Annotated in this window: 22 protein-coding genes and 5 tRNA genes; 17 read left to right on the forward strand and 10 right to left on the reverse strand. The window is 60.6% G+C overall.

Annotated elements, in window-relative coordinates; all coding sequences use genetic code 11:
• Nucleotides 1–56 precede the first annotated feature (56 nt).
• Entirely contained in the window at nucleotides 57–1,499 is a 1,443-nt protein-coding gene (locus tag ABTV87_RS09795; protein ID WP_433899359.1) for a mechanosensitive ion channel domain-containing protein, read from the forward strand.
• 4 nt (nucleotides 1,500–1,503) lie between these two features.
• Here ABTV87_RS09795 and ABTV87_RS09800 read toward each other — a convergent pair whose 3' ends face one another.
• Nucleotides 1,504–2,091: a GNAT family N-acetyltransferase gene (locus ABTV87_RS09800; RefSeq protein ID WP_433899360.1), complete on the reverse strand. Its 588-nt coding sequence runs from the start codon at nucleotides 2,089–2,091 to the stop codon at nucleotides 1,504–1,506.
• A gap of 118 nt (nucleotides 2,092–2,209) precedes the next feature.
• On the opposite strand from ABTV87_RS09800, the gene ABTV87_RS09805 reads away from it, so the two are divergent.
• Together ABTV87_RS09805 and ABTV87_RS09810 are read left to right on the forward strand one after the other, a co-directional pair.
• A complete protein-coding gene (locus ABTV87_RS09805; RefSeq protein WP_221534634.1) occupies nucleotides 2,210–3,004 on the forward strand; it encodes an exodeoxyribonuclease III in 795 nt (264 codons plus the stop codon).
• Nucleotides 3,005–3,105: 101 nt separating this feature from the next.
• Nucleotides 3,106–3,933 carry an arylamine N-acetyltransferase family protein gene (locus ABTV87_RS09810; RefSeq protein ID WP_433899361.1) on the forward strand — a complete coding sequence of 276 codons (828 nt, stop codon included), beginning with the start codon at nucleotides 3,106–3,108 and terminating at the stop codon, nucleotides 3,931–3,933.
• Between the two features lie 3 nt (nucleotides 3,934–3,936).
• Here ABTV87_RS09810 and ABTV87_RS09815 read toward each other — a convergent pair whose 3' ends face one another.
• A complete protein-coding gene (locus ABTV87_RS09815) occupies nucleotides 3,937–4,266 on the reverse strand; it encodes a BrnA antitoxin family protein (protein WP_085607883.1) in 330 nt (109 codons plus the stop codon).
• 3 nt (nucleotides 4,267–4,269) lie between these two features.
• Complete coding sequence (locus ABTV87_RS09820) at nucleotides 4,270–4,554, reverse strand: BrnT family toxin (RefSeq protein WP_433899362.1); 285 nt, start codon at nucleotides 4,552–4,554, stop codon at nucleotides 4,270–4,272.
• A 255-nt stretch (nucleotides 4,555–4,809) separates the two neighbouring features.
• On the opposite strand from ABTV87_RS09820, the gene ABTV87_RS09825 reads away from it, so the two are divergent.
• Nucleotides 4,810–6,330 (forward strand): nucleobase:cation symporter-2 family protein, encoded by a 1,521-nt coding sequence (locus ABTV87_RS09825; RefSeq protein WP_433899363.1) that lies wholly within the window; start codon nucleotides 4,810–4,812, stop codon nucleotides 6,328–6,330.
• 124 nt (nucleotides 6,331–6,454) lie between these two features.
• Here the strand turns inward: ABTV87_RS09825 and ABTV87_RS09830 are convergent.
• Nucleotides 6,455–6,530: transfer RNA gene (locus ABTV87_RS09830), tRNA-Asn, on the reverse strand.
• 228 nt (nucleotides 6,531–6,758) lie between these two features.
• Here ABTV87_RS09830 and ABTV87_RS09835 point away from each other — a divergent pair.
• A complete protein-coding gene (locus ABTV87_RS09835) occupies nucleotides 6,759–6,989 on the forward strand; it encodes a hypothetical protein (protein WP_007956420.1) in 231 nt (76 codons plus the stop codon).
• On the opposite strand, the gene ABTV87_RS09840 is transcribed toward ABTV87_RS09835, so the two are convergent.
• Together ABTV87_RS09840 and ABTV87_RS09845 are read right to left on the reverse strand one after the other, a co-directional pair.
• On the reverse strand, nucleotides 6,986–7,186 hold the full coding sequence (locus tag ABTV87_RS09840) for a hypothetical protein (RefSeq protein WP_262157895.1): 201 nt from the start codon (nucleotides 7,184–7,186) through the stop codon (nucleotides 6,986–6,988). The two genes, ABTV87_RS09835 and ABTV87_RS09840, sit on opposite strands and share 4 nt — an antisense overlap.
• Before the next feature lie 111 nt (nucleotides 7,187–7,297).
• The gene (locus tag ABTV87_RS09845; protein WP_262157894.1) at nucleotides 7,298–8,494 is read right to left on the reverse strand and encodes an amino acid aminotransferase; all 1,197 of its coding nucleotides are present in this window, start codon (nucleotides 8,492–8,494) and stop codon (nucleotides 7,298–7,300) included.
• Between the two features lie 336 nt (nucleotides 8,495–8,830).
• Between ABTV87_RS09845 and uvrB the strand changes: the two genes are divergently transcribed.
• Nucleotides 8,831–10,846, forward strand: a complete 2,016-nt coding sequence (gene uvrB, locus ABTV87_RS09850) for an excinuclease ABC subunit UvrB (protein WP_007956424.1) — start codon at nucleotides 8,831–8,833, stop codon at nucleotides 10,844–10,846.
• A 113-nt stretch (nucleotides 10,847–10,959) separates the two neighbouring features.
• On the opposite strand, the gene ABTV87_RS09855 is transcribed toward uvrB, so the two are convergent.
• Together ABTV87_RS09855 and ABTV87_RS09860 are read right to left on the reverse strand one after the other, a co-directional pair.
• On the reverse strand, nucleotides 10,960–12,450 hold the full coding sequence (locus ABTV87_RS09855) for an MDR family MFS transporter (protein WP_170844900.1): 1,491 nt from the start codon (nucleotides 12,448–12,450) through the stop codon (nucleotides 10,960–10,962).
• 49 nt (nucleotides 12,451–12,499) lie between these two features.
• Nucleotides 12,500–13,549 (reverse strand): HlyD family secretion protein, encoded by a 1,050-nt coding sequence (locus ABTV87_RS09860; protein ID WP_433899364.1) that lies wholly within the window; start codon nucleotides 13,547–13,549, stop codon nucleotides 12,500–12,502.
• 230 nt (nucleotides 13,550–13,779) lie between these two features.
• Between ABTV87_RS09860 and gltX the strand changes: the two genes are divergently transcribed.
• From gltX to ABTV87_RS09910, 10 genes are all read left to right on the forward strand, one after another.
• On the forward strand, nucleotides 13,780–15,261 hold the full coding sequence (gene gltX / locus ABTV87_RS09865; protein WP_007956429.1) for a glutamate--tRNA ligase: 1,482 nt from the start codon (nucleotides 13,780–13,782) through the stop codon (nucleotides 15,259–15,261).
• A 202-nt stretch (nucleotides 15,262–15,463) separates the two neighbouring features.
• Nucleotides 15,464–15,539, forward strand: a tRNA-Ala gene (locus ABTV87_RS09870).
• 79 nt (nucleotides 15,540–15,618) lie between these two features.
• Nucleotides 15,619–15,694, forward strand: a tRNA-Glu gene (locus tag ABTV87_RS09875).
• A gap of 53 nt (nucleotides 15,695–15,747) precedes the next feature.
• Nucleotides 15,748–15,823: transfer RNA gene (locus tag ABTV87_RS09880), tRNA-Ala, on the forward strand.
• Nucleotides 15,824–15,901: 78 nt separating this feature from the next.
• Nucleotides 15,902–15,977 (forward strand) — tRNA-Glu (locus ABTV87_RS09885).
• Between the two features lie 183 nt (nucleotides 15,978–16,160).
• Nucleotides 16,161–16,700 carry a TetR/AcrR family transcriptional regulator gene (locus ABTV87_RS09890; protein WP_007956432.1) on the forward strand — a complete coding sequence of 180 codons (540 nt, stop codon included), beginning with the start codon at nucleotides 16,161–16,163 and terminating at the stop codon, nucleotides 16,698–16,700.
• Between the two features lie 30 nt (nucleotides 16,701–16,730).
• Complete coding sequence (locus ABTV87_RS09895; protein ID WP_262157889.1) at nucleotides 16,731–17,564, forward strand: alpha/beta fold hydrolase; 834 nt, start codon at nucleotides 16,731–16,733, stop codon at nucleotides 17,562–17,564.
• 47 nt (nucleotides 17,565–17,611) lie between these two features.
• Nucleotides 17,612–18,073 (forward strand): acyl-CoA thioesterase, encoded by a 462-nt coding sequence (locus ABTV87_RS09900; protein WP_007956435.1) that lies wholly within the window; start codon nucleotides 17,612–17,614, stop codon nucleotides 18,071–18,073.
• Nucleotides 18,074–18,108: 35 nt separating this feature from the next.
• Complete coding sequence (locus ABTV87_RS09905; RefSeq protein ID WP_007956436.1) at nucleotides 18,109–19,068, forward strand: tRNA dihydrouridine synthase; 960 nt, start codon at nucleotides 18,109–18,111, stop codon at nucleotides 19,066–19,068.
• Between the two features lie 120 nt (nucleotides 19,069–19,188).
• The gene (locus tag ABTV87_RS09910) at nucleotides 19,189–19,632 is read left to right on the forward strand and encodes an Hsp20 family protein (RefSeq protein WP_007956437.1); all 444 of its coding nucleotides are present in this window, start codon (nucleotides 19,189–19,191) and stop codon (nucleotides 19,630–19,632) included.
• Between the two features lie 46 nt (nucleotides 19,633–19,678).
• Here the strand turns inward: ABTV87_RS09910 and ABTV87_RS09915 are convergent, their stop codons facing one another.
• Both ABTV87_RS09915 and ABTV87_RS09920 read right to left on the reverse strand, forming a co-directional pair.
• A complete protein-coding gene (locus ABTV87_RS09915) occupies nucleotides 19,679–22,957 on the reverse strand; it encodes a bifunctional diguanylate cyclase/phosphodiesterase (protein WP_085607870.1) in 3,279 nt (1,092 codons plus the stop codon).
• A gap of 68 nt (nucleotides 22,958–23,025) precedes the next feature.
• On the reverse strand, nucleotides 23,026–23,916 hold the full coding sequence (locus tag ABTV87_RS09920; protein ID WP_433899365.1) for a LysR family transcriptional regulator: 891 nt from the start codon (nucleotides 23,914–23,916) through the stop codon (nucleotides 23,026–23,028).
• A gap of 140 nt (nucleotides 23,917–24,056) precedes the next feature.
• Between ABTV87_RS09920 and leuC the strand changes: the two genes are divergently transcribed.
• Nucleotides 24,057–25,475 (forward strand): 3-isopropylmalate dehydratase large subunit, encoded by a 1,419-nt coding sequence (leuC, locus tag ABTV87_RS09925; RefSeq protein WP_007956445.1) that lies wholly within the window; start codon nucleotides 24,057–24,059, stop codon nucleotides 25,473–25,475.

Below are 25,475 nucleotides of genomic sequence, written 5' to 3' on the forward strand. Positions count from 1 at the left end.
ACACTGAGCCCAATCTGTGCGATCTTCTCGCGACTGGCCCCTGTCGGAGTTGTTTGATGCTGTCTCTGCTCACCGATCATCCGTTGTTTTGCGCCTTGATCCTGATCCTGATCGATCTCGGTCTGTGGCGTCTGATCAGCTCCCACGGCAGCGCGTGGAAACTGTTGGTGCGGGTGCTGATTTTTGCCCTGTTCAGCATCCTGCTGTTCAACGAAGGGCTCAACCCGATGGAGCCTGCGCCGTGGGCCGACAATGTGCCGTTGCATCTGGCGGCGACCGGTTTGCAGATCGGTTGGTGGCTGTTCGGCGCGCGCACCCTGACGGTGTTGATCGGCGCGGTGATGATGCAGCGGGTCGGGCACACCGGGCGGTTGTTGCAGGATCTGCTGGGCGCGGTGATCTTCCTGATCGCCATTATCGCGGCGCTGGCCTACGTGCTGGATCTGCCGGTCAAGGGCGTGCTGGCAACGTCCGGGGCGTTGGCGATCATCGTCGGTCTGGCGTTGCAGAGCACCTTGAGTGACGTGTTTTCCGGGATCGTGCTCAACACCACCAAGCCTTATCAACTGGATGACTGGATCTCCATCGACGGTACCGAAGGCCGGGTCACCGACATCGACTGGCGCGCCACACGCCTGCAAACCAGTCAGGGCAGCATGGCAGTGATTCCCAACTCGCTGGCGGCCAAGGCCAAGATCATCAACTTCAGCCGGCCGAGCAATATGTTCGGGGTTGCCGTCAGCGTGCAGGTCAGCCCCCATGCGCGGCCCAGTTCGGTGATCGATGCCCTGGAGCGGGCGATGCAGGGCTGTCGCCAATTGCTGGATAGCCCCGCGCCGAGTGTCGCGCTGAAGAGCTCCAGCAGTGCCGGCGCCGAATATGAAATCAGCGGGTTCGTCGCCTCGATGAGCGAAAAGCGCGTGGTGCGCAATCAGCTGTTCGACCTGGCGTACCGGCATCTGCAGGCGTCCGGGGTCAATCTGCTGTCGAGCGATGAGCCGGGCATGCTGAGCAATCTCTCGCGACCGCGGGCGTTGCTCGACAGCTCGCCGATTTTCTCCACGCTGCGTCAGGAGGAGAAGGAAACCTTCAGCCAGAACATGACCCTGCAGACCTTCCGTGCCGGCGAGATGATTCTTGCGGGCGGCGAGGTCAGCGATCATCTGTTCATCATCGAGTCCGGCGTGGTCTCGGTGACGCTCAAGCGCCACGGCACGCCATTCGAGTCCGGGCGGATGGGGCCTGGCGAAGTGATTGGCGAGGCGGGGATTCTGTCCGATACCTCACTGCCGGCCGACTTCTCAGCCAAGACCTTTTGCGCGCTGTACCGCATCGAGAAGTCTTACCTCAAACCGTGCCTGGATGCCCGTCACGACATCAACGATGCGATGCAGGCGTTGCTCGATTTCCGCCTGCACAAGGCGCAATCCCTGACGGAGGAAACGCCGGTAGCGGCGCCGAAGAAAGGCTTCCTGCAATGGCTGCGCAACCGCGTCTGACCGTTCAGCGCAGGCCGTAATCCGCCAGTTTGCGTTCCAGGTTCAGGCGTACTTGCGGCCATTCATCATCGATGATGCTGAAGCGCACCGAGTTGCGCTTGCGGCCGTCCGGCATGATGCGTTCGTGGCGGACGATGCCTTCCTGCTGCGCGCCGAGCCGCAGGATCGCGTTGCGCGACTTCTGGTTGTTTTCGTCGGTGGTGAACTGCACCCGCACGCAATCGAGCACCTCGAAGGCGTGGCGCAGCATCAGGTATTTGGCCTCGGTGTTGACGAAGGTTTTCTGAAAGCGTGCCGAAATCCAGCTGCTGCCGATCTCCAGCTTGCGATTGAGCGGGTCGATCTTCCAGAACCGGGTCGAGCCGATCACTTCGCCGGTTTCCTTCAGCACGATGACAAACGGCATGACCGTGCCTGCCTTACGGCCGTCGAGGGCCTTTTTCAGATAAGCGTCGACGGTGGTAGTCGACGGCACCACGGTGACCGTGAGATTCCACAGTTCACCGTCGGCGGCAGCATGGAGCAGGGCGTCGGCGTCGGTGTATTGAAGCGGGCGCAGGATGATTCCCTGGCCTTGCAGCGTGGTTTGCATGTGGGGATTCTCGGCGGTTCAGGCGAGGGCCTATTACGCCGTACGGGAAGGATCCGACGCAACCGTCGCGGTCGGCGGATGTCACAGTTTTTATCGGTCAATGGCAGGAAACCGGACGATGAAAAAAATGCGCATTGCCACGTTCAACGTCAACGGCCTGCGGGCCCGACTGCCGAACCTGCTGGAATGGCTCAGGCGCGAGCAGCCGGACATCGTCTGCTTGCAGGAGCTGAAACTGGTGGACAGCGCATTTCCTGCCGCCGATCTGGAGGCCGCCGGTTATGGCGCCATCTGGCACGGTCAGGCGTCATGGAACGGCGTGGCGATTCTTGCCCGCGATGCGCAACCGCTGGAGAGCCGGCGCGGTCTGCCCGGCGATCCTGACGACAAACACAGCCGCTACCTCGAAGCGGCGGTGCACGGGGTGTTGGTGGGGTGCCTGTACCTGCCCAATGGCAATCCGCAGCCGGGGCCGAAATTCGACTACAAACTGGCCTGGTTCGAGCGTCTGATCAAATACGCCCAGGATCTGCAAAGCAGCGACCACCCGGTGGTGCTGGCCGGCGATTACAACGTGGTGCCCACCGATCTGGATATCTACAACACCCGTTCGTGGCTCAAGGATGCGCTGTTGCAACCGCAAAGCCGCGAGTGCTATCAGCGCCTGCTGGATCAGGGCTGGACCGATTCGTTGCGGCATTTGTATCCCGAAGATCGCCTCTATACGTTCTGGGATTATTTTCGCCAGCACTGGCAGAAGAACTCCGGGCTGCGGATCGACCATCTGCTGCTCAATCCGACGCTGAGCCCTTATCTGCACGAGGCCGGTGTGGATGCCTGGGTGCGCAACGAACCGCATGCCAGCGACCACGCGCCGACGTGGATTCGCATCGATTCGCGTAAAAGACGCTAGCAGGTGATTGGTTAATTCAATTGTCGATTCGATGCCCGGATCCCGTATACATGGCGACCATCGGCGGAACGATCCGCGCCCCCATGCAAAAGGACCCAGCCATGAGCGAGCCACGCCTGACGAATCTGCAACAGTACCTGCAACGCCTGGGATTCGATGCGCCCCCGGCACCGACTCTTGAAACCCTGCGCCTGTTGCAGCTGCGCCATACCGGCGCCTTTCCATTCGAAAACCTGTCGACGCTCAGTGGCGAACCCGTCCTGATCGATCTGCCCTCCATCGAACGCAAGGTCTTGAATGACGCCCGGGGCGGTTACTGCTACGAGCTGAACAATCTGTTTCTGGCGTTGCTGCTGGAACTGGGGTTCGATGCTCGTGGCATCAGCGGGCGAGTGGTCATGAATCAGCCCGAGGGCAGCTGGACGGCGCGCACCCACCGCTTGAGCCTGGTGACGATTGACGACGTGCGCTACATCACCGACGTCGGCTTCGGCGGCATGGTGCCGACCGCGCCGCTGGTGCTGGATATCGACGCCGAGCAATCCACGCCGCACGAACTGTATCGCATCGAAGCGCAGGCCGATGGCTACATGCTGCGGGCCAAAGTCGCCGGCGAATGGCGGCCGATGTACCTGTTCGACCTGCAACGCCAGGAAGACATCGATTACACCCTCGGCAACTGGTACGTCTCGACTCATCCAGACTCGCCATTTGCCCAGCGCCTGATGGTTGCGCGTACCGGCGACGGCTGGCGGCGCACACTGAACAACGGCAGTTTCGCGATCCATCGCATGGGCGCCGAGAGCGAGCGGCGTGAAGTGACGGATGTCGATGAACTGATCGAATTGCTGGAACGGGAGTTTGGCCTGCGTTTGCCGCACCAGCCCGGTGCACGTCTGGCGTTGGCGCGCTTGATTCAGCCAACCTGAAACCTACGGTTTTGCCTCCGGTTCCAGCACCCGCCGGATCTCGTTCACGGCCGCCGACAGTTTTTTCTCAAGGCTCTTGAGGTCGGTGGCGGTGATGCCTTGCTTGAATTGCCCGCTGGAATGCTCGAGTTCCTCGGTTGCACCACGGCTGTTAAGCAATGCGTGGCGCAGGGTGTTGTTGATTACTGTCTGATAGCCAAACCCTTCCTCTTCGGCGACCGTACGTGCCGCTTCGATGACCGCATCATCAAGCATGATGGTGATGCGCGTTTTACCCTTGTTGGACGCCAATGCGCCGCGTTTGCCCTGAGAGAAGTCGTACTCGTCTTTCATAGGTCAAGCCTCCAAAAAATATTCGCGACGTTCGCTCGGTGTAGCGACACGTGCGGAAATGATTCGAACGAAATTCGGTTCGCGGTAACTGTATGCAACAACCAATAAACGCCCTTTGCCGTCGCTGCCGAGTGTGGTCCAGCGTTGCTCGTCATGGTCGTTGTCTTCAATGGTCAGTGCTCGTTCGTCGTAGAAGACCGGTTCCGCCTCGGCGAGGCTGATCCCTCTGTGCTTGAGTTTGTTGGCAGCATTCTTGCTTTTATCGAACTGAATCTTGAATGACTTCATTATGCATACTTTATATGTATAAAAAAGGGTGCGACCGCGCCGTCGGTCGCCATGAACATTTCAGCCTAGGCGGATAAAACGTGCACTCGATTGAGGATGTGTTGCCGGATTTGTGGGGGATGAAAGCAGCGGGATAGAAGGTTGGGTGGCTAGCTAACCATTATGTGACTGATAAGTTGTATACAAGTCTATGGACATTTGTCCTGACTCTTGCATACAGTGTGCGCATAACAAAAACCAGGGAACTCCCCCACCATGAAAACGCCCCATGTTTCACACCAACGGCCCGAGGACGAGAATCTCGGGGTCGGCGCGAATATGGCTTACGGCCTGCAACACGTTCTGACCATGTATGGCGGTATCGTCGCGGTGCCACTGATCATCGGTCAGGCCGCCGGGCTTTCGCCGGCGGACATCGGTCTGTTGATTGCTGCTTCATTGTTTGCGGGGGGGCTGGCCACGTTGCTGCAAACCCTGGGTTTACCGTTCTTCGGCTGTCAGTTGCCGCTGGTGCAGGGCGTGTCGTTCTCCGGCGTTGCCACGATGGTGGCGATTGTCAGCAGTGGCGGGGAGGGCGGCTTCCAGTCGGTGCTCGGCGCGGTGATTGCCGCGTCGCTGATCGGCTTGCTGATCACGCCGGTGTTCTCGCGAATCACCAAGTTCTTCCCGCCACTGGTCACCGGCATCGTGATCACCACCATCGGTCTGACGCTGATGCCGGTGGCCGCACGCTGGGCCATGGGCGGCAACAGCCACGCTCCTGACTTCGGCAGCATGCGGAACATCGGGCTGGCGGCGGTCACGCTGGTGCTGGTGTTGCTGCTGAGCAAGGTCGGCAGTTCCACCATCTCGCGTCTGTCGATCCTGTTGGCCATGGTGATCGGCACGGTGCTGGCGGTATTCCTCGGCATGGCGGACTTCTCCAACGTCACCCAGGGCCCGATGTTCGGCTTCCCGACGCCGTTCCATTTCGGCATGCCGACCTTCCACTTCGCCGCGATCCTGTCGATGTGCATCGTGGTCATGGTGACCCTGGTGGAAACCTCGGCGGATATCCTGGCGGTCGGTGAAATCATCGGCACCAAGGTCGACTCCAAACGCTTGGGCAACGGCCTGCGGGCGGACATGCTGTCGAGCATGTTTGCGCCGATCTTCGGCTCGTTCACCCAAAGCGCCTTCGCCCAGAACGTCGGGCTGGTGGCGGTGACCGGGATCAAGAGCCGCTATGTGGTGGCGACCGGCGGTATCTTCCTGGTGATCCTCGGCTTGCTGCCATTCATGGGCCGGGTCATCGCAGCCGTGCCGACCTCGGTACTCGGTGGCGCTGGCATCGTGCTGTTCGGCACCGTGGCGGCGAGCGGGATCCGTACGCTGTCCAAGGTCGACTACCGCAACAACGTCAACCTGATCATCGTCGCCACCTCGATCGGCTTCGGCATGATCCCGATTGCCGCGCCGAACTTCTACGATCACTTCCCGAGCTGGTTCGCGACCATTTTCCATTCGGGCATCAGCTCGTCGGCGATCATGGCGATCCTGCTGAACCTGGCGTTCAACCACTTCACGGCGGGTAACTCGGATCAGCAGTCGGTGTTCGCGGCGGCAGAAGAGCGGACCCTGCGTTATCGCGATCTGGCCGCGTTGCGTGAAGGCGACTACTTCAGCGACGGCAAGCTGCACGACTGCGATGGCAACGAAGTGCCGGTGATCGATCCGGATGCGGATCACGGTCATGGCGCACCGAAGGCACATGCCAAAAGCAGCGAGCACGTCTGACCGCTGTAGCTGAATGAAGAAGGGCCGATCAGTTGCGAAACTGATCGGCCCTTTTTCTATGGCGCCGCTTTTTTCAGCGCCCACAAAAAAGCCCCTGAATCTTTCGATTCAGGGGCTCTGTATTTGGCTCCACAACCTGGACTCGAACCAGGGACCCAGTGATTAACAGTCACTTGCTCTACCAACTGAGCTATTGCGGAATTGGTGCGTATGTTACTGATTTAAAAAGACTAGTCAAGCGCCAGTTGTAAATTTTCTGGAAATATCAGGACGGACGGCGATCTATCAGCGATTGGCGGTTACCAGAACCGTAGCAGAGGTCTACCATGGCCGCCCGGAAGTGGTCACACGCGCTGCCGGCCATTCGCCGAAAAGGTACGCGCCATGAATAGCTCCATCCTCAACCGTAGTCCTGTCGAGGTGTTCGCATGAGCACCGCACAAATCAGCCTGCCCAAAGGCGTAGGGCCACACGCCGAAAAGCTTTTCGACGCGATCACTCAGGCTGCCACGGCTGAAGAGCTGAACCGTGCAGGCGGCAAGGCCGAAGGTTTTGTCCTCGGTCTGGAAAGCACCAAGGCCATCAAGAGCCAGGTCGCCGAATCGCTCTACGTCGTTTATGACGATGCGGCGACTCAGCGTGCAGCGGAACTGGCTTAACCGCCGAACGTGAAGGTGCCGAGCATCAGTTTGGCGTACAGCATCGTTGCGCCCAGTTGCACCAGCCACAGCGCCAGCCCGCCGAGAAACACCCCGGCCGCGACTTGCAGCACCAGGTTGTTGCCGCGTTTGGCCGGAGCGCGGGGGATGAAGCCATCCAGATCGTCGCGGTCGGCGCGCAGGTCATCGTTTTTCATGTCGTCTCTCTGAAATATCGTTTGGGTGCAGTCTAGAGGTTGTAGCGGCTTTTCTTCAGACAAATAAAAACGGGAAGCCCGAAGGCTTCCCGTTTTCAGTGCAGCGCCGGATCAGATGACCTGAACGATGGCGTCCGTCACGGCTTCGATGTTGCTCTGGTTCAGCGCGGCGACGCAGATGCGGCCGGTGTCCAGGGCGTAGATGCCGAACTCGTTGCGCAGGCGGTGAACCTGTTCGGTGGTCAGGCCGGAGTAGGAGAACATGCCGCGCTGACGGCCGACGAAGCTGAAGTCACGCTGCGGGGCTTTCTTCGCCAGCAGAGCAACCATCTGCTCGCGCATGCCACGAATGCGCAGGCGCATTTCAGCCAGTTCGTCTTCCCACTGGGCGCGCAGCTCCGGGCTGTTCAGCACGGCGGCGACGACGCTTGCACCGTGGGTCGGCGGGTTGGAGTAGTTGGTGCGGATCACGCGTTTGACTTGCGACAGGACGCGGGCGCTTTCTTCTTTCGATTCGCTGACGATCGACAGGGCGCCGACGCGCTCGCCGTACAGCGAGAACGACTTGGAGAACGAGCTCGACACGAAGAAGGTCAGGCCGGATTCAGCGAACAGACGCACGGCAGCGGCGTCTTCGGCGATGCCGTCACCGAAACCCTGGTAAGCCATGTCGAGGAACGGCACGTGACCTTTGGCCTTGACCGCTTCCAGCACGTTGTTCCAGTCCGCCGGGCTCAGGTCGACGCCGGTCGGGTTGTGGCAGCAGGCGTGCAGCACGATGATCGAGCCGTTCGGCAGGGCGTTCAGGTCTTCCAGCAGGCCGGCACGGTTCACGTCGTGGGTGGCGGCGTCGTAGTAGCGGTAGTTCTGCACCGGGAAACCGGCGGTTTCGAACAGCGCGCGGTGGTTTTCCCAGCTCGGATCGCTGATCGCCACGACGGCATTGGGCAGCAGTTGCTTGAGGAAGTCGGCACCGATTTTCAGTGCGCCGGTCCCGCCGACGGCCTGAGTGGTGACAACGCGGCCAGCTGCCAGCAGTGGCGAATCATTGCCGAACAGCAGCTTTTGCACGGCCTGGTCGTAGGCCGCGATGCCATCGATTGGCAGGTAACCGCGCGAGGCGTGCTGAGCGGCGCGAATGGTTTCGGCTTCGATGACGGCGCGCAGGAGTGGAATTCGCCCCTCTTCGTTGCAGTACACACCCACCCCGAGGTTGACCTTATTGGTCCGGGTATCGGCGTTGAATGCTTCGTTGAGGCCCAGGATTGGATCGCGGGGTGCCATTTCGACAGCGGAGAACAGGCTCATTTTTGCGGCAGCTCTAATGGAGAGTGGAGGGACGTGTGGCGCTCCAGCCGAATGCACTAGAGCGGTGCACAAACGGGGAGCTAGTATAGAGGCCATCATCGATCAATGGCGACAGGCGAATCGGCTTTTAAGGTAAGTTTTTCCGATTATTTCTCGACCGTTAGTCGAATGGATCTGTCGGAGACTTTACCGGATGTAGGACGTTTGCCTTGAAAGGCGAGGCAATCGGCTCCACATTCAGCACAATCTTCGTTTTTCCTTGCGCGACATCGGTCGTTTGCGGTCTTTCTCGTGGTGCTGCGGTTTGCCCGCAGCGGCGCGATTCCAGAGGTGTTTATGTCTGAATTCCAGCTCGTCACCCGTTTCGACCCCGCCGGCGATCAACCCGAAGCCATTCGCCAGATGGTCGAAGGCATCGAAGCCGGGCTGGCGCACCAGACGCTGCTCGGGGTGACCGGGTCGGGCAAGACCTTCAGCATCGCCAACGTAATCGCCCAGGTGCAGCGTCCGACGCTGGTGCTGGCACCGAACAAGACCCTGGCTGCGCAGTTGTACGGCGAGTTCAAGTCGTTCTTCCCGAACAACGCCGTCGAGTACTTCGTTTCCTACTACGACTACTACCAGCCCGAAGCCTACGTGCCGTCGTCCGACACCTTCATCGAGAAGGATGCGTCGATCAACGACCATATCGAACAGATGCGGCTGTCGGCGACCAAGGCATTGCTCGAGCGCAAGGACGCGATCATCGTCACCACGGTGTCGTGCATCTACGGTCTGGGCAGCCCGGAAACCTATCTGAAAATGGTCTTGCACGTCGATCGCGGCGACAAGCTCGACCAGCGTGCGCTGGTGCGGCGTCTGGCCGACCTGCAATACACCCGCAACGACATGGATTTCGCCCGGGCCACCTTCCGGGTGCGCGGCGATGTGATCGACATCTACCCGGCGGAATCCGACCTCGAAGCGATCCGCATCGAGTTGTTCGATGATGAAGTGGAGAGCATTTCCGCGTTCGACCCGCTGACCGGTGAAGTCATCCGCAAACTTCCACGCTTCACCTTCTATCCGAAGAGCCACTACGTGACGCCCCGGGAAACCCTGCTCGACGCTATCGAGGGGATCAAGGTCGAGTTGCAGGAGCGCCTGGAATACCTGCGCAACAACAACAAACTGGTGGAAGCCCAGCGTCTGGAGCAGCGCACCCGGTTCGACCTGGAGATGATCCTCGAACTCGGCTACTGCAACGGCATTGAAAACTACTCGCGCTATCTGTCGGGTCGCCCGGCTGGGGCGGCGCCGCCAACGCTCTACGATTACCTGCCGGCGGATGCGCTGCTGGTAATCGACGAATCCCACGTCAGCGTGCCGCAAGTCGGCGCGATGTATAAGGGCGACCGTTCGCGCAAGGAAACCCTGGTGGAATACGGCTTCCGCCTGCCGTCGGCGCTGGACAACCGGCCGATGCGCTTCGACGAGTGGGAAGGGGTGAGCCCACAGACGATTTTCGTCTCCGCTACACCCGGCAACTATGAAGCCGAGCACGCGGGGCGGGTAATCGAGCAAGTGGTGCGCCCGACCGGTCTGGTCGACCCGCAGGTTGAAGTGCGGCCGGCGCTGACCCAGGTTGACGATCTGCTCTCGGAAATCACCAAGCGTGTGGCGGTGGAGGAGCGGGTGCTGGTCACCACGCTGACCAAGCGCATGGCCGAAGACCTGACCGATTACCTGGCCGATCACGGCGTGCGCGTGCGTTATCTGCACTCGGACATCGACACCGTCGAGCGGGTCGAAATCATCCGCGACCTGCGTTTGGGCACGTTCGATGTGCTGGTGGGGATCAACCTGCTGCGTGAAGGTCTGGACATGCCGGAAGTCTCGCTGGTGGCGATTCTCGACGCGGACAAGGAGGGTTTCCTGCGTTCCGAGCGTTCGCTGATCCAGACCATCGGCCGCGCGGCGCGTAACCTCAATGGCCGGGCGATTCTCTATGCCGATCGCATCACTGGTTCGATGGAGCGGGCGATTGGCGAAACCGAGCGCCGTCGCGACAAGCAGATCGCCTTCAACCTGGCCAACGGCATCACGCCGAAGGGCGTGTTCAAGGACGTCGCCGACATCATGGAAGGCGCCACCGTGCCCGGCTCGCGCAGCAAGAAGCGCAAAGGCATGGCCAAGGCCGCCGAAGAGAACGCCAAGTACGAAGCCGAACTGCGCTCGCCGAGCGAGATCACCAAGCGCATTCGCCAACTGGAAGAGAAGATGTACCAGCTGGCCCGCGACCTGGAATTCGAAGCGGCAGCGCAGATGCGCGACGAAATCGCCAAGCTGCGTGAGCGTTTGTTGGCCGTCTGATCTTCATTGCCTGACAGTGCCTCATCGCGAGCGGGCTCGCTCCCACATTGGATCTGTGTCGTTCACAAATCCCCTGTGGGAGTGAGCCTGCTCGCGATTGGGGCCGCTCGGTCTCAGTGAGCCTCGCCGGCCTTCAGTCCGGCCGGCAGTTTCTTGGTCAGCAAAATCGCCAGCATGCTGATCCCCAGCGCAATCCCGACAAAGTGAAACGCATCGTTGTAGGCCATGATCAGCGCCTGCTGATGCACGATCTCGCTCAACTTGCCCAGCGCCGCCGTGTCACTGCCGAACCGATCGGTCATCGACGCCAGGCGTTCGGCCACCTGCGGGTTGGTCGGTACCACCGCTTCACGCAAGTAATCGAAGTAGGTCTTGGTGCGCGCGTCCAGCAGGGTGGCGAGCAGGGCGATGCCGATGGCGCCACCGAGGTTGCGCAGGATGTTGAACAGGCTCGATGCCGAGCCCGCGTCCTGCGGCAGGATGTACGCCGTGGCGATCAGCGAGATGGTCACCATGATCAGCGGCTGACCCAACGCGCGGATAATCTGGATCTGATTGAACTGCGGCCCGGCGAAATCCGGGTTGAGCACGCCGGATGAAAAACTCGCCAGCCCGAACAGGCCGAAACCGATCGTACACAGCCATTTCGGCGAGACGAATTTCATCAGCTTCGGCACCAGCGGAATCAGAAACAGCTGCGGCACACCCATCCACATGATCACTTCGCCGATCTGCAGGGCGTTGTAATTCTGGATCTGCGCCAGATACAGCGGCAGCAGATAAATCGAACCGTACAGCCCGACGCCCATGCCAAGGCTGGAAATGCTCGACAGCCCGAAGTTGCGATTGCGCAGAATGCCAAGGTTGATCAGCGGATTGGGCTTGGAAATTTGCACGATCACGAAGGTGATCAGGCTCAGCAGGGCGATGCTGCCCAGCGTCACGATCAGGCTCGATTCCAGCCAGTCCTTGCGATGGCCTTCCTCAAGAAAAACCTGCAAGCAACCGAGGCCGATGCCCAGCGTGAGAATGCCGGTGTAGTCAGTACTTTTTAGCAGTTCCCAGTGCGCTTCTTTCTTCTCCAGCCCGTACATCAGCCCGGCGATCATGATCAGCCCCGGCGGGATGTTGATATAGAAGATGTACTCCCAGCCCCAGTTTTCCGTGAGCCAGCCGCCGAGGGTCGGGCCGATGGACGGGGCGAAAGTGGCGGTCATGGCAAACATCGCCATGCCTTTGGCGCGGTGGTGTTCAGGGAGTTTGATCAGGGTCAGGGTGAACGCCAGCGGGATCAGCGCACCGCCAGTGAAGCCCTGCATGGCGCGAAACACGATCATGCTCTCCAGGCTCCAGGCCATCGAGCACAGCAGCGACGAAATCAGAAACCCCAGCGACACCCACACCGCCAGCCGCCGTGCCGACAGCAGCTGCACCAGCCAGGCGGTCAGCGGGATCATGATGATTTCCGCCACCAGATAAGAGGTAGAAATCCACGAGCCTTCTTCCAGGGTCGCCGACAGCGCGCCCTGAATATCCTTGAGCGAGGAGTTGGTGATCTGGATGTCGAGCACCGCCATGAAGGCGCCGAGCATCACGCTCATCACCGCGATCCAGTCCCGCCGGGTCGGTTCACCGACCGGGCGGATCAGTGAATCACCGGCCATTGTCAGGGGCGTCTTTGATGTTCACGGTGGCGGTGACGGACATGCCCGGACGGATCTTGCCGCGCAGCGGGTTATCGGCCTTGAAGGTCAGCTTGACCGGAATCCGCTGCACGACCTTGGTGAAGTTGCCGGTGGCGTTGTCCGGCGGCAACAGGCTGAACTGCGCGCCGGAGGCGGCGAACAGGCTGTCGACCCGGGCTTCGATCGGTGTATCGCCATAGGCATCGAAAAGCAGCTCGGCCTTCTGGCCCGGCTGCATGTGGCCGATCTGGGTTTCCTTGAAGTTGGCCTGCACCCAGATGTCTTCGTCCGGAACGATCGATAAAAGATAGGCGCCGGCCTGCACCACTTGACCATTGCGTGCGGCACGCTGGCCGATCAGGCCGCTGATCGGTGCGTGGAGTTCGCTGCGGGTCAGGTTCAGTTCGGCCTGGGCGAGGTCGGCGCGGGCGTTGGCGATCTGCGCGTCGAGGCGTTTGATTTCGGCGGTCAGCGCGTTGACCTGCTGGCGCTGGCTCTGGGCATCGGCCTGGGCCTTGGCCACTTGCGAGCGGGCGATGTGGGCGTCGGCGGAGAGGGTGGTGACCCGTTCCTCGGAGACGTAGCCGGGTTTACGCAGGGTTTCTGCCCGCGACAAATCCACCTGCGAGCGACCGAGCGTCGCCTGGGTAGTGGCGACCTGCGCGTCGCTGGCGGCGATCAGGCTGGCTTGCTGGGTCAGTTTGCTCTGGGCTTGCAGGCGCTCGGCCTCGCGGGTGGCGAGGGCGGCGTTGGCGCGATCGACGGCGAGGCGGAAGTCATCGCCTTCGAGACGGATCAGCAACTGGCCTTTTTCCACGTGCTGGTTGTCCTGCACCAGGACTTCGTCGATGCGTGCGCTCAACTGGCTCGACACGCGGGTGATTTCACCCTGGACATAGGCGTTGTCGGTGCTTTCATAAAAGCGTCCCTTGAAAAACCAATGAGCAAAAAAGCCCCCGGCAATCAACAGGACCAGCAACAGGAAAATGAACAGGCGACGCTTGAGTTGGGCAGGCATGGGCAAACTGTAGTCGAGGAATTGTAAGGAAAGTTATCAGCAGGCGAATCTGGCATACAGCCGATGAACGGTAAATGCTGTCTGTTGATATTCGGCCATTCACCACGGCCAACGGGCGTTCCAGACGCAACCTTGGCTTAAATGCCCTGCCCGCTGGAGCGGGGCGGGTGTCGCCTGTTACCATTCGCCGCTTGATCGTTCTTTGCTTTTCATTCTTTTCGAGACATGCCATGACCACCGTCCGCACTCGCATCGCGCCATCGCCTACCGGGGATCCCCACGTAGGTACCGCTTACATCGCACTGTTCAACTACTGCTTTGCCAAGCAGCACGGCGGTGAGTTCATCCTGCGGATCGAAGACACCGATCAGTTGCGTTCGACCCGCGAGTCCGAACAGCAGATCTTCGACGCCCTGCGCTGGCTGGGCATCGACTGGAGCGAAGGTCCGGACGTCGGCGGCCCGCACGGCCCGTACCGTCAGAGCGAGCGCGGCGACATCTACCAGAAGTACTGCCAGCAACTGGTCGACATGGGCCACGCCTTCCCGTGCTTCTGCACCGCCGAAGAGCTGGACCAGATGCGCGCCGAGCAAATGGCCCGCGGCGAAACCCCGCGCTACGACGGCCGTGCACTGCTGCTGTCCAAGGAAGAAGTCGCCCGTCGCCTGGCTGCCGGCGAGCCGCACGTGATCCGCATGAAAGTGCCGAGCGAAGGCGTCTGCGTGGTGCCGGACATGCTGCGTGGCGATGTCGAGATCCCGTGGGATCGCATGGACATGCAAGTGCTGATGAAGACCGACGGCCTGCCGACGTACTTCCTGGCCAACGTGGTCGACGATCACCTGATGGGCATCACCCACGTGCTGCGCGGCGAAGAATGGTTGCCGTCGGCGCCGAAACTGATCCTGCTTTATGAGTACTTCGGCTGGGAACAACCGGAGCTGTGCTACATGCCGCTGCTGCGTAACCCGGACAAGAGCAAGCTGTCCAAGCGCAAGAACCCGACTTCGGTGACGTTCTACGAGCGCATGGGTTTCATGCCTGAGGCGATGCTCAACTACCTGGGCCGCATGGGCTGGTCGATGCCGGATGAGCGCGAGAAGTTCTCGCTGCAGGAAATGGTCGACAACTTCGACCTCAAGCGTGTCTCGCTGGGCGGGCCGATTTTCGATATCGAGAAACTGTCTTGGCTCAACGGCCAGTGGCTGCGTGATCTGCCGGTGGAAGAGTTTGCCGCTCGCGTACAAAAGTGGGCGTTCAATTCCGAGTACATGATGAAGATCGCGCCGCACGTTCAGGGCCGCGTTGAGACCTTCAGCCAGGTTGCACCGCTGGCCGGGTTCTTCTTTGCCGGTGGCGTGAACCCGGATGCGAAGCTGTTCGAATCGAAAAAGCTCTCGGGCGATCAGGTTCGTCAACTGATGCAATTGATCCTGTGGAAGCTGGAAAGTCTGCGTCAGTGGGAGAAGGACAGCATCACCGCGACGATTCAGGCGGTGGTCGAATCCCTCGAGCTGAAGCTGCGTGATGCGATGCCGCTGATGTTTGCCGCGATCACCGGGCAGGCGAGTTCGGTGTCGGTGCTCGATGCGATGGAAATCCTCGGGCCGGACCTGACCCGTTTCCGTCTGCGCCAGGCGATTGACCTGCTGGGCGGCGTGTCGAAGAAAGAAAACAAAGAGTGGGAAAAGCTGTTGGGCGCCATCGCCTGATTGCGTTTGACTCTGCAGGACGCGCCGAAGGTCAGGATCTTTTGATCCTGTCCTTCGGTGTTTTCCCCCGAATTTACGGGGGGAGGGCGGTAAGTGATTGTAATGCCGACAAAAAATTTTGAATTTTTTCAAAAATAAGTTTGACAGCCTTTCGATACGCCCTTAAGATTCGCCCCGTCCTCAGCGATGACATCAACGATGAGGGGCTATAGCTCAGCTGGGAGAGCGCTTGCATGGCATGCAAGAGGTCGACGGTTCGATCCCGTCTAGCTCCACCAATTTACACTTCGAAGCCTGGCCACACCGGCTTAGAAGCGATCAACACTCAGCGTTGATCAGTTGTATAGAAGGGTTTGCGTCCCCTTCGTCTAGTGGCCTAGGACACCGCCCTTTCACGGCGGTAACAGGGGTTCGAGTCCCCTAGGGGACGCCAGTTTTACAGAAGCGATGTTGCAAGATGTCGCTCCGCCGAGAGGCGAAAAATCCGGGGCTATAGCTCAGCTGGGAGAGCGCCTGCATGGCATGCAGGAGGTCAGCGGTTCGATCCCGCTTAGCTCCACCAATTTACAATTCAAGGTCTGGCCACACCGGCCTTGAATCGATCAGTACTCAGCGCTGATCAGTTGTATAGAAGGTTTGTGTCCCCTTCGTCTAGTGGCCTAGGACACCGCCCTTTCACGGCGGTAACAGGGGTTCGAGTCCCCTAGGGGACGCCACGATTACCCGCTCTGCGGGATTTTATAAGGGTCATTCAATTATTGAATGGCCCTTTTGTTTGTCTGGCGTTTGGCCAAATCCTCTTTTTCCTTAACACTGTGCTTCAGACCAGCGGTCACGCTTGTGACTTGCGGAATATTATTATGAGAATAATATTGCTATCGTAATATTCGGAGGCGACGATGAACGACAAGAAAGCTCAAACCCGCGAACGCATTCTCAAGGCCGCCAGTGCTGCACTGATCCAGCGCGGCCCGGCTGAACCGAGCGTGGGCGAAGTGATGGGTGCGGCCGGCCTGACCGTCGGTGGCTTCTACGCACACTTCGAAAGCAAGGACGCAATGATGCTTGAGGCGTTCAAGCAATTGCTCGGTCGCCGTCGCGACCTGATTGCCGACATGGACAGCGAGCTGACCGGTGAAGAGCGCCGCGCCCTTGTGGCTGCGTTCTATCTGTCGCGCAAGCATCGCGATTCCAGCGATTCGGCCTGCCCGATTCCAGCCTCCATCGGCGAGCTTGGGCGGTTGCCGGAAGAATTCCGCATAGCGCTGAACGAGCACCTGGAACTGATGATTGCGCAGCTGGCTTCAAGCCCTGAAGACATCGATAAAGCGTTGGCCGACGTGGCCCTGATGGTAGGTGGTCTGGCGCTCTCAAGGGCGTTGGGACCTGGTGATTTATCCGATCGATTGCTGCGCGCTGCCAAGTCGGCGGTGCGTTGACCTGAAGGCTACAAGCCCGAGGAGAGAGCGATGAGCACGTTGAAGTGGGTTCGCGGCGTTAATGGCACCTTGGGCTGGTTCGCACCGAAACTGGTAGCGAGCAAAATGCGGCTGGCGTTCATGACGCCGCGCGCGAATACACCGCGGGACTGGGAATTGCCGCTGCTGGCCAAATCCGAGCGCATTACCTTGCGTTTCGGTCTCTCGGCCCTGCGTTGGGGGCAAGGCCCGACTGTCTTGCTGATGCACGGTTGGGAAGGGCGGCCCACCCAGTTTGCTGCGTTGATCACTGCGCTGGTCGAAGCAGGCTACACCGTTGTCGCTCTGGATGGCCCGGCCCACGGCCGCTCGCCGGGACGCGAAGCCAATGTGGTGTTGTTTGCTCGTGCGATGCTTGAGGCCGCTGCCGAGTTGCCACCGCTGCAAGCCGTCATCGGTCACTCCATGGGCGGCGCCAGTGCCATGCTCGCCGTGCAATTGGGCTTGCGCACTGAAACCCTGGTCAGCATTGCCGCTCCGGCGCGAATTCTTGGTGTGTTGCGCGGATTTGCCCGTTACGTCGGCATGCCACCCAGAGCTCGTTCCGCGTTCATTCGTCAGGTTGAACAGGACGTCGGGATGCGCGCCGCCACCCTCGATGTTGCCCACTATCAACTGGATATGCCGGGCCTGATCGTGCATGCCGAGGACGACACCTTCGTCTCGGTCAAGGAATCCCAATTGATTCACGAATCCTGGTTCGACAGCCGACTGCTGCGCCTCGAAGCCGGCGGTCACCAGCGCGTACTGGCCGACCCTCGGGTGATTGATGGCGTGTTATCACTGCTGGCCGGGCGCAGCCTACAGGCGCGGCAATCGGCGTAGTCATCCGTTACACTGCCCCGGTTGAATCATCTGACCGGGAGTAGGGCATGGGCTGGGATCGGGCAACGCCGTTTACCATTGATCTGCAAGTGGGCGCCGAGGACATCGACGGGCTGGGCCACGCCAACAACGCGGTCTACGTGACCTGGCTCGAGCGCTGCGCCTGGCGCCACTCGCAGCGTCTGGGGCTGGATCTGGTCGAGTACCGGCGTCTGGATCGGGCGATGGCCGTTGTGCGTCACGAAATCGATTACCTGGCCGCCGCCTACGAAGGCGACGAGCTGCAACTGGCGACCTGGATCGTCGATTGGGATCAGCGCCTGAAAATGACTCGTCACTTCCAGCTGATTCGCCCCAGCGACAACGCCACGCTGCTGCGCGCCCAGACCACCTTCGTCTGCATCGAACTGTCCACCGGCAGGCCCAAGCGCATGCCCGCCGAGTTCATCGACGGCTACGGCCCGGCCATCCAGACAGCGGACATGGGTTTAACCCGCGAAACCCAGTAAACTGCCGCACGTTTTTCCTTGAGTGTGTGTTTCCCATGCAAATTGCTCTGGCGCCGATGGAAGGGTTGGTCGACGACATCCTGCGCGATGTCCTGACCCGTGTCGGCGGTATTGACTGGTGCGTGACCGAGTTCATCCGGGTCAACGACCAGTTGCTGACCCCGGCCTATTTCCACAAGTTCGGCCCTGAACTGCTCAACGGTGCGCGCACCGCTTCCGGCGTGCCACTGCGCGTGCAGTTGCTGGGCTCCGACCCGGTGTGCCTGGCGGAAAACGCGGCACTGGCCTGCGAGCTCGGTTCTGAAGTGATCGACCTGAACTTCGGCTGCCCGGCCAAGACCGTCAACAAGTCCCGTGGCGGTGCGGTGCTGCTCAAGGAGCCGGAGCTGCTCAACCAGATCGTCGAACACGTGCGTCGCGCCGTACCCGCACACATTCCGGTCACCGCCAAGATGCGCCTGGGTTTCGACAGCCCGGACGGCTCGCTGGTCTGCGCCACCGCGCTGGCCGAGGGCGGTGCCGAGCACATCGTGGTTCACGCTCGGACCAAGGTCGACGGCTACAAGCCGCCGGCGCATTGGGAGTGGATTCCGCGCGTGCAGGACGTGGTCAAGGTGCCCGTGTTCGCCAACGGTGACATCTGGAGCGTCGAAGACTGGCGCCGCTGCCGGGAAATCAGCGGCGTCGAAGACATCATGCTCGGTCGTGGTCTGGTGTCGCGCCCGGATCTGGCCAAACAGATCGCCGCCGCCCGTGCCGGCGAGGAAATCGTCGAGATGACCTGGACCGAACTGATGCCACTGATCCAGGACTTCTGGCTGCAAGCCAAAGCGCAGATGACGCCACGCCAATCGCCGGGCCGTTTGAAGCAATGGCTGGCCATGTTGACCCGCAATTATCCCGAAGCTGTCGAGCTGTTTACCGTCCTGCGTCGGGAGACCGAGCCGGATCAGGTCTCGCGTTTGCTGGGTTTGCCGGTCGCCGAAGCCGCCTGAAAAAATCTTCAAACGATCTCTTGAAAACAAAACGCAGGTCCCTATCTAAGGGTTACGCGATGCCGAATTCGGGTCGCGGAGACAAAAAACCTTGCTGATTGTTTTCAGGAGATTTGAACCATGAGTACCGCATTTTCCCTCGCTCCACTGTTCCGTTCCTCGGTGGGTTTCGACCGTTTCAACGACCTGTTCGAAACTGCCCTGCGCAACGAGCCAGGCAGCACCTATCCGCCTTACAACGTTGAAAAACACGGTGACGATCAATACCGCATCGTCGTGGCGGCAGCCGGTTTCCAGGAAGAAGACCTGGACCTGCAAGTCGAGAAAGGCGTGCTGACCATCAGTGGCGGCAAGCGTGATGCCAACGAAGGCGTCACCTTCCTGCACCAGGGCATCGCCCAGCGTGCATTCAAGTTGTCTTTCCGCCTGGCCGATCACATCGAGATCAAGGCCGCCGGCCTGAGCAACGGTCTGTTGAGCATCGACCTGTTGCGTGTAATTCCGGAAGAGGCGAAAGCCAAGCGCATCCCGATTAACGGGGTGCAGAAGCCGGCTCTGCAATAAGCCGACCGAGAAGAAGGGCGCCGAAAGGCGCCCTTTTTTGTGCCCGTCATTCAAGCAAACCTTTTAACACCTCCAACGCAACCGGCCGACTGTGCAGATAGCCCTGATACAAATGGCAACCCAGCCCTTGCAGGAACTCCAGTTGCTCCGGGGTTTCCACGCCTTCGGCGATCACTTCCAGTTCCAGACTGCGGGCCATGGCGACGATGGCGCGGATGATTTCGGCGTCGTTGGGGTCGGTGGTGGCGTCGCGGATGAACGACTGATCGATCTTCAGCGTGTCCACCGGCAATCGTTTTAAATAGGTCAGCGATGAATAACCGGTGCCGAAATCGTCCATGGCAAAACTCACGCCGAGTTTTTTCAGGCGGCGCATCTTGCTGATGGTGTCTTCCAGATTCTGGATGACGATGCCTTCGGTGATCTCCAGTTTCAGCAAGGAGCAGGGCAGGCCGTGGCTGCTCATGCTGCGCTCGATGCGCTCGACGAAGTCGTTCTGGCGGAACTGCCGAGGGCTGATGTTGACGCACAGGCTGAAGGCCAGAGGATCAATCAGCTTTTCGGCAATCAACTGCTTGAAGGCTTCGCACGCCTCATCGAGGATCCAGGTGCCGACCTCCAGAATCAGTCCGCTGTCCTCCAGCACCTTGATGAATTCGGTGGGCGATTGCGCGCCGAGTTCCGGGTGATTCCAGCGCACCAGGGCTTCGGCGCCGATGATGCGATTGTCCTGAGCGTCGATCTGCGGTTGATAGTGCACGTCGAATTCGCCCCGGGACAGCGCCAGGCGCAGGTCGGTCTCCATGCGCAGCCGTTCGCTGGCCGCTTTCTGCATGGTGTTGTGATACATCTGCGTGGTGTTGCGCCCGGAATCCTTGGCGCGGTACAGCGCAATGTCGGCGCGTTTGAGCAGGTCGGTCGGGGTCGAGCCGTGATCGGGAATCAGCGCCACGCCGATACTCGGTGTCACTTGCAGGCGCTGACCGTCGAGGAACATCGGCTCCGACAGCAGTTCGCGAATGGTGTCGGCCAGCTCGCGCACCTGGGCGCTGACTTCATTGCGGGTGCCTTCCAGACCGCTGAGCAATACCACGAATTCATCGCCGCCGAGCCGCGCCACGGTGTCTTCCATGCGCACGCTGGCTTCAAGCCGCGCGGTGATGATTTTCAGCACCGTGTCGCCGACCGGGTGACCCAGCGAGTCGTTGATGTGTTTGAAGTGGTCCAGATCGAGAAACAGCAGCGCCCCGCGAAGGTTGTGGCGCTTGAGCAGGGCGATCTGTTGGCTCAGGCGATCCATCAACAGCGCGCGGTTGGGCAGGTTGGTCAGTGGGTCGTGATAGGCCAGATGGCGGATCTGCGCTTCGGCGTTCTTCAGCAGGCTGACGTCCCGGGCTGTGAGCAACAGGCACGCGGTTTCGTTGAGGGTGATCGGTTCGACCGAGACTTCCACCGTCAGGATCTCGCCGCGTTTGTTGCGCCCGAGCATTTCCTGATGGTGCACGCGGCCCTTGATCTGTAGCTCGGCGAGCAGTGCCGAACGCTGTTTTTCCTCGGCCCAGATGCCGACCTGATACACGGTTTTGCCCACCACTTCGTCGGCGCGATAGCCGGTGAGGCGGCAGAAACCGTCGTTGACCTCCAGATAACGCCCGGTGTCGCGCTCGGTGATGGTGATCGCGTCGGGGCTGGAGTGAAACGCCTTGGCGAATTTCTCTTCACTGGCCTTGAGCGCCGCTTCGGAGCGCTGTTGCTGGGTAATGTCGCGCAACGTGGTGACGATGCACGGCTGGTTGCCGACGCTAATCTGCCGGCTGGAAATCACGCAGGTCAGCGACTGGCCGTCCTTGTGCTGGACGATGATCGCGACATTGCTCAGGCCCTGTTCGCGGATCACCCGTTCGATGCGTTGCAGGCTTTTCGCCGAGGCGTCCCACAAGCCGATTTCTTCGGCGGTGTGGCCGATCACATCGCTGGCGCTCCAGCCGAAGGTCTGGGAAAAACTGGAGTTGATCTCGATGAATTCCCCGGTTTCCTGGCGCGTGACACAGATCGGGTCGGGGCTGACCTGGAACAGCGTGGCGAATTTTTCTTCCGAAGCCACCAGCCGTTGCTCGCGTTCAACCTGATCGGTGATGTCCAGCAGGGTGCCGGCCATCCGCAACGGTACGCCGTTGTCGTCGCGATAGAGGCGGGCGCGGCTTTCCAGATAGCGTGAGCTGCCGTCCGGCAGTTGTACGCGGTAAGTCAGCTGATAATTGCCGGCCGGGCCCTCGCGCAGGCTGCGATAGGCGTCGCGCATGCTGTCGCGCTCTTCGCCGGGGACGCCCTCGAAAAACTCTTCGAACGATTCATGAAACGGTTTTGGCTCCAGGCCGTGCAATTGCGCAGCGCGGGCCGAGCCGTACAGCATGCCGCTGGGAATGTGCCAGTCCCAGGTGCCGAGCTGCGCCGAATCCAGCGCCAGGTCGAGGCGTTCCTGACTGTCTTTCAGGGCATGTTCGGCGGCTTTGCGCTCGGTGGTGTCGAGAAAGGTGCTGAGCAGGTACGGCTGGCCTTCGAGTTCGACCTTTTGCGCACTGAGGATGCCGTCGTGGATCTGGCCGTTGCTGGCGCGGAACTGCACCTCCATGCTGATCAGTTCGCCCTTGGCCTTGGTCTTCTTGACCAGCTCCGCCCGTTGCTCGGGATGCACCCACAGGCCCAGTTCCAGGGTGGTGCGACCGATGGCGCTCTGCACCGGCCAGCCAAACAGGCTTTCGAAATACTGGTTGGCCTCGCTGATCAGGCCGTCTTCCTGACGGGTCAGCAGCACCATGTTCGGGCACAGGTGGAACAGCGTGGCGAAACGTTTTTCGGAGCTGCTGAGGGCCTGTTCCCGTTGCCGCTGGTGGGTGATTTCGCGGATCACCCCGATCATTCGGGGCCGGCCGTGTTTGTCCGGCAGCAGGCTGCCGTTGATTTCCAGCCAGTGCAGGCTGCCGTCGGGCCAGCGGATGCGGTGGTGCATCGCCTGTTCCAGCGGCGCGCCGGCAATCACGGCGTGAAAGGCGCGGATGGTTTTCGCCCGGTCTTCCGGCGGCAGCAGGTCGAGGTATTCCAGGTCTTCGGGCAGCGGTTGCCGCGGGTCGAAGCCGAACAAGGCCTGAGTGCCGCGCGACCAGCTGATCTGCCCGCGCTCTATGTCCCAATACCAGGCGCCGAGGCGGGCGCCGTTGAGCGCCGCGAGCAATTGCGGCGCGCTCTCCCAGCTCTGCTCGGAACGCCGTGGATCAATGGCCTGAATACGCGGCATCGGCGGAATACGGTCAACAGATTTCGGCATTGTCGAGAAGCCTTGAGCTGATGTGGGCGTTTGGCACAGGGACGGCAGCTCTATAGGAGTAGCACAAGTTAGCCGAGAGTCCCTGGCAGATCGATTTGAGCGTCCAGCAGGGCCATAAACGCCCGTGCAGCATTCGACAGCGTCCTTTCAGTGTGCAGGATATAGCCTAGCTGGCGACTGAGCTGTATGCCCGGTAAAGGTATGCGCGCCACCTGTTCATCGAGCATCGTGCGCGGCAAAACGCTCCAGGCCAGGCCGATCGACACCATCATCTTGATGGTTTCCAGGTAGTTGGTGCTCATGGCGATGTTCGGCGTCAGGCCCTGAGCCTCGAACAGCCGTTGGACAATATGGTGGGTAAAGGTGTTGCCGCCGGGGAAAACCGCCGGATGGCCGGCAATGTCCGCCAATGTGACGGCGCCATTGCTGATCAATGAATGTTCCGGGGCGACCACGAAATCCAGCGGGTCGTCCCAGACCGGCTTGGCCTTGACCAGCGTATGCGGCTCCGGCGCCAGGGTGATGACCGCCAGCTCTGCGCGGCCATGGAGGATTTCCTCGTAGGCCACTTCCGAGTCGAGGAACTGAATATCCAGCGCCACCTGTGGGTAGCGGCGAGTGTATTCCCTCAATAATGGCGGTAAGCGGTGCAGGCCGATGTGGTGACTGGTGGCCAGGGTCAGGCGACCGGTGACTTCGCCGGTCAGGTTGGTCAGGGCGCGGCGCGTGTCGTCGAGGACGTTGAGAATCTGATAAGCCCGTGGCAGCAGGGCCCGGCCGGCCTCGGTCAGGCCCACTTCACGACCGAGCCGGTCGAACAACCGCACATTCAATTGCTGCTCCAGCCCGGCGATACGTTTGCTGATCGCCGGTTGCGTCAGGTGCAGCCGTTCACCGGCGCCGGAGAAGCTTCCGGTCTCGGCAATCGCGATAAAAGCATTGAGGTTGGCCAGGTCCATGTTTGTATTCCAGTTGGTTATCCAAAGCATAAAAAATATGAATTTGAGTTATTTAATCTAACCCCATAGGATCGGCCTCACAAGCCAAAGGGTTATTGATAAGCCCAGGGCATAGAAACAAGCTGATGAGGAACCGTCTGATGGCCGGCAAAACGCTCTACGACAAGCTCTGGGATTCGCATTTGGTCAAGCAGCGCGACGATGGCTCGGCGCTGATCTATATCGATCGTCACATCATCCACGAAGTGACCTCGCCGCAAGCCTTCGAAGGTCTGCGTCTGGCCGGGCGCAAGCCGTGGCGCATCGATGCCAACATCGCCACCCCGGACCACAACGTACCGACCACCCCGGAGCGCAAGGGCGGCATCGAAGCCATTGCCGACCAGGTCTCGCGTTTGCAGGTTCAGACCCTCGACGACAACTGCGATGAATACGGCATCGTCGAATTCAAGATGAACGACGTGCGTCAGGGCATCGTTCACGTGATCAGCCCGGAGCAGGGCGCGACCTTGCCGGGCATGACCGTGGTCTGCGGCGACTCGCACACCTCGACCCACGGCGCGTTCGGCGCCTTGGCTCACGGTATCGGCACTTCCGAGGTCGAGCACGTGCTCGCCACCCAGTGCCTGGTCGCCAAGAAAATGAAGAACATGCTGGTGCGCGTCGAAGGCCAGTTGCCGTTCGGTGTGACCGCCAAGGACATCGTCCTCGCGGTGATCGGCAAGATCGGCACCGCCGGCGGTAACGGCCATGCCATCGAGTTCGCCGGCAGCGCGATTCGCGATTTGTCGATCGAAGGCCGCATGACCATCTGCAACATGTCCATCGAAGCCGGCGCCCGCGTGGGCCTGGTGGCGGCGGACCAGAAGACTGTGGATTACGTCAACGGTCGTCCGTTCGCACCGAAAGGCGCCGAGTGGGATTTGGCTGTCGAGTCCTGGAAAGACCTGGTGTCCGACGCCGACGCGCACTTCGACACCGTGGTCGAGCTCGATGCCGCGCAGATCAAGCCGCAAGTCAGCTGGGGCACTTCGCCGGAAATGGTGCTGGCCGTTGATCAGAACGTGCCGGACCCGGCCAAAGAGATGGATCTGGTCAAGCGCGACTCGATCGTCCGCGCCTTGAAATACATGGGTTTGACCGCCAATCAGGCGATCACCGACATTCAGCTCGACCGCGTATTCATCGGTTCCTGCACCAACTCGCGTATTGAAGACTTGCGTGCTGCGGCGGTGATCGCCAAGGGCCGCAAGGTTGCGTCGACCATCAAGCAGGCCATTGTGGTGCCGGGCTCGGGTCTGGTGAAGGCTCAGGCCGAGGCCGAAGGTCTGGACAAGATTTTCCTCGAGGCCGGTTTCGAATGGCGCGAGCCGGGTTGCTCGATGTGCCTGGCGATGAACCCGGACCGTTTGGAGTCCGGCGAGCATTGCGCCTCGACGTCCAACCGTAACTTCGAAGGCCGTCAGGGCGCCGGTGGCCGTACCCACCTCGTCAGCCCGGCCATGGCCGCTGCGGCGGCGGTGAACGGTCGTTTCATCGACGTTCGTGAATTGATCTAA

The organism is Pseudomonas sp. PSE1(2024) (genome assembly GCF_050990555.1).
Classification (GTDB): Bacteria; Pseudomonadota; Gammaproteobacteria; order Pseudomonadales; family Pseudomonadaceae; genus Aquipseudomonas; species Aquipseudomonas aphyarum.

Excerpts from the sequence above, each read along its gene's own strand:
- ABTV87_RS09795 (WP_433899359.1), top strand. The coding sequence starts at position 57 with ATGCTGTCTCTGCTCACCGATCATCCGTTGTTTTGCGCCTTGATCCTG.
- ABTV87_RS09800 (WP_433899360.1), bottom strand. The coding sequence starts at position 2,091 with ATGCAAACCACGCTGCAAGGCCAGGGAATCATCCTGCGCCCGCTTCAA.
- ABTV87_RS09805 (WP_221534634.1), top strand. The coding sequence starts at position 2,210 with ATGAAAAAAATGCGCATTGCCACGTTCAACGTCAACGGCCTGCGGGCC.
- ABTV87_RS09810 (WP_433899361.1), top strand. The coding sequence starts at position 3,106 with ATGAGCGAGCCACGCCTGACGAATCTGCAACAGTACCTGCAACGCCTG.
- ABTV87_RS09815 (WP_085607883.1), bottom strand. The coding sequence starts at position 4,266 with ATGAAAGACGAGTACGACTTCTCTCAGGGCAAACGCGGCGCATTGGCG.
- ABTV87_RS09820 (WP_433899362.1), bottom strand. The coding sequence starts at position 4,554 with ATGAAGTCATTCAAGATTCAGTTCGATAAAAGCAAGAATGCTGCCAAC.
- ABTV87_RS09825 (WP_433899363.1), top strand. The coding sequence starts at position 4,810 with ATGAAAACGCCCCATGTTTCACACCAACGGCCCGAGGACGAGAATCTC.
- ABTV87_RS09835 (WP_007956420.1), top strand. The coding sequence starts at position 6,759 with ATGAGCACCGCACAAATCAGCCTGCCCAAAGGCGTAGGGCCACACGCC.
- ABTV87_RS09840 (WP_262157895.1), bottom strand. The coding sequence starts at position 7,186 with ATGAAAAACGATGACCTGCGCGCCGACCGCGACGATCTGGATGGCTTC.
- ABTV87_RS09845 (WP_262157894.1), bottom strand. The coding sequence starts at position 8,494 with ATGAGCCTGTTCTCCGCTGTCGAAATGGCACCCCGCGATCCAATCCTG.
- uvrB (WP_007956424.1), top strand. The coding sequence starts at position 8,831 with ATGTCTGAATTCCAGCTCGTCACCCGTTTCGACCCCGCCGGCGATCAA.
- ABTV87_RS09860 (WP_433899364.1), bottom strand. The coding sequence starts at position 13,549 with ATGCCTGCCCAACTCAAGCGTCGCCTGTTCATTTTCCTGTTGCTGGTC.
- gltX (WP_007956429.1), top strand. The coding sequence starts at position 13,780 with ATGACCACCGTCCGCACTCGCATCGCGCCATCGCCTACCGGGGATCCC.
- ABTV87_RS09890 (WP_007956432.1), top strand. The coding sequence starts at position 16,161 with ATGAACGACAAGAAAGCTCAAACCCGCGAACGCATTCTCAAGGCCGCC.
- ABTV87_RS09895 (WP_262157889.1), top strand. The coding sequence starts at position 16,731 with ATGAGCACGTTGAAGTGGGTTCGCGGCGTTAATGGCACCTTGGGCTGG.
- ABTV87_RS09900 (WP_007956435.1), top strand. The coding sequence starts at position 17,612 with ATGGGCTGGGATCGGGCAACGCCGTTTACCATTGATCTGCAAGTGGGC.
- ABTV87_RS09905 (WP_007956436.1), top strand. The coding sequence starts at position 18,109 with ATGCAAATTGCTCTGGCGCCGATGGAAGGGTTGGTCGACGACATCCTG.
- ABTV87_RS09910 (WP_007956437.1), top strand. The coding sequence starts at position 19,189 with ATGAGTACCGCATTTTCCCTCGCTCCACTGTTCCGTTCCTCGGTGGGT.
- ABTV87_RS09915 (WP_085607870.1), bottom strand. The coding sequence starts at position 22,957 with ATGCCGAAATCTGTTGACCGTATTCCGCCGATGCCGCGTATTCAGGCC.
- ABTV87_RS09920 (WP_433899365.1), bottom strand. The coding sequence starts at position 23,916 with ATGGACCTGGCCAACCTCAATGCTTTTATCGCGATTGCCGAGACCGGA.
- leuC (WP_007956445.1), top strand. The coding sequence starts at position 24,057 with ATGGCCGGCAAAACGCTCTACGACAAGCTCTGGGATTCGCATTTGGTC.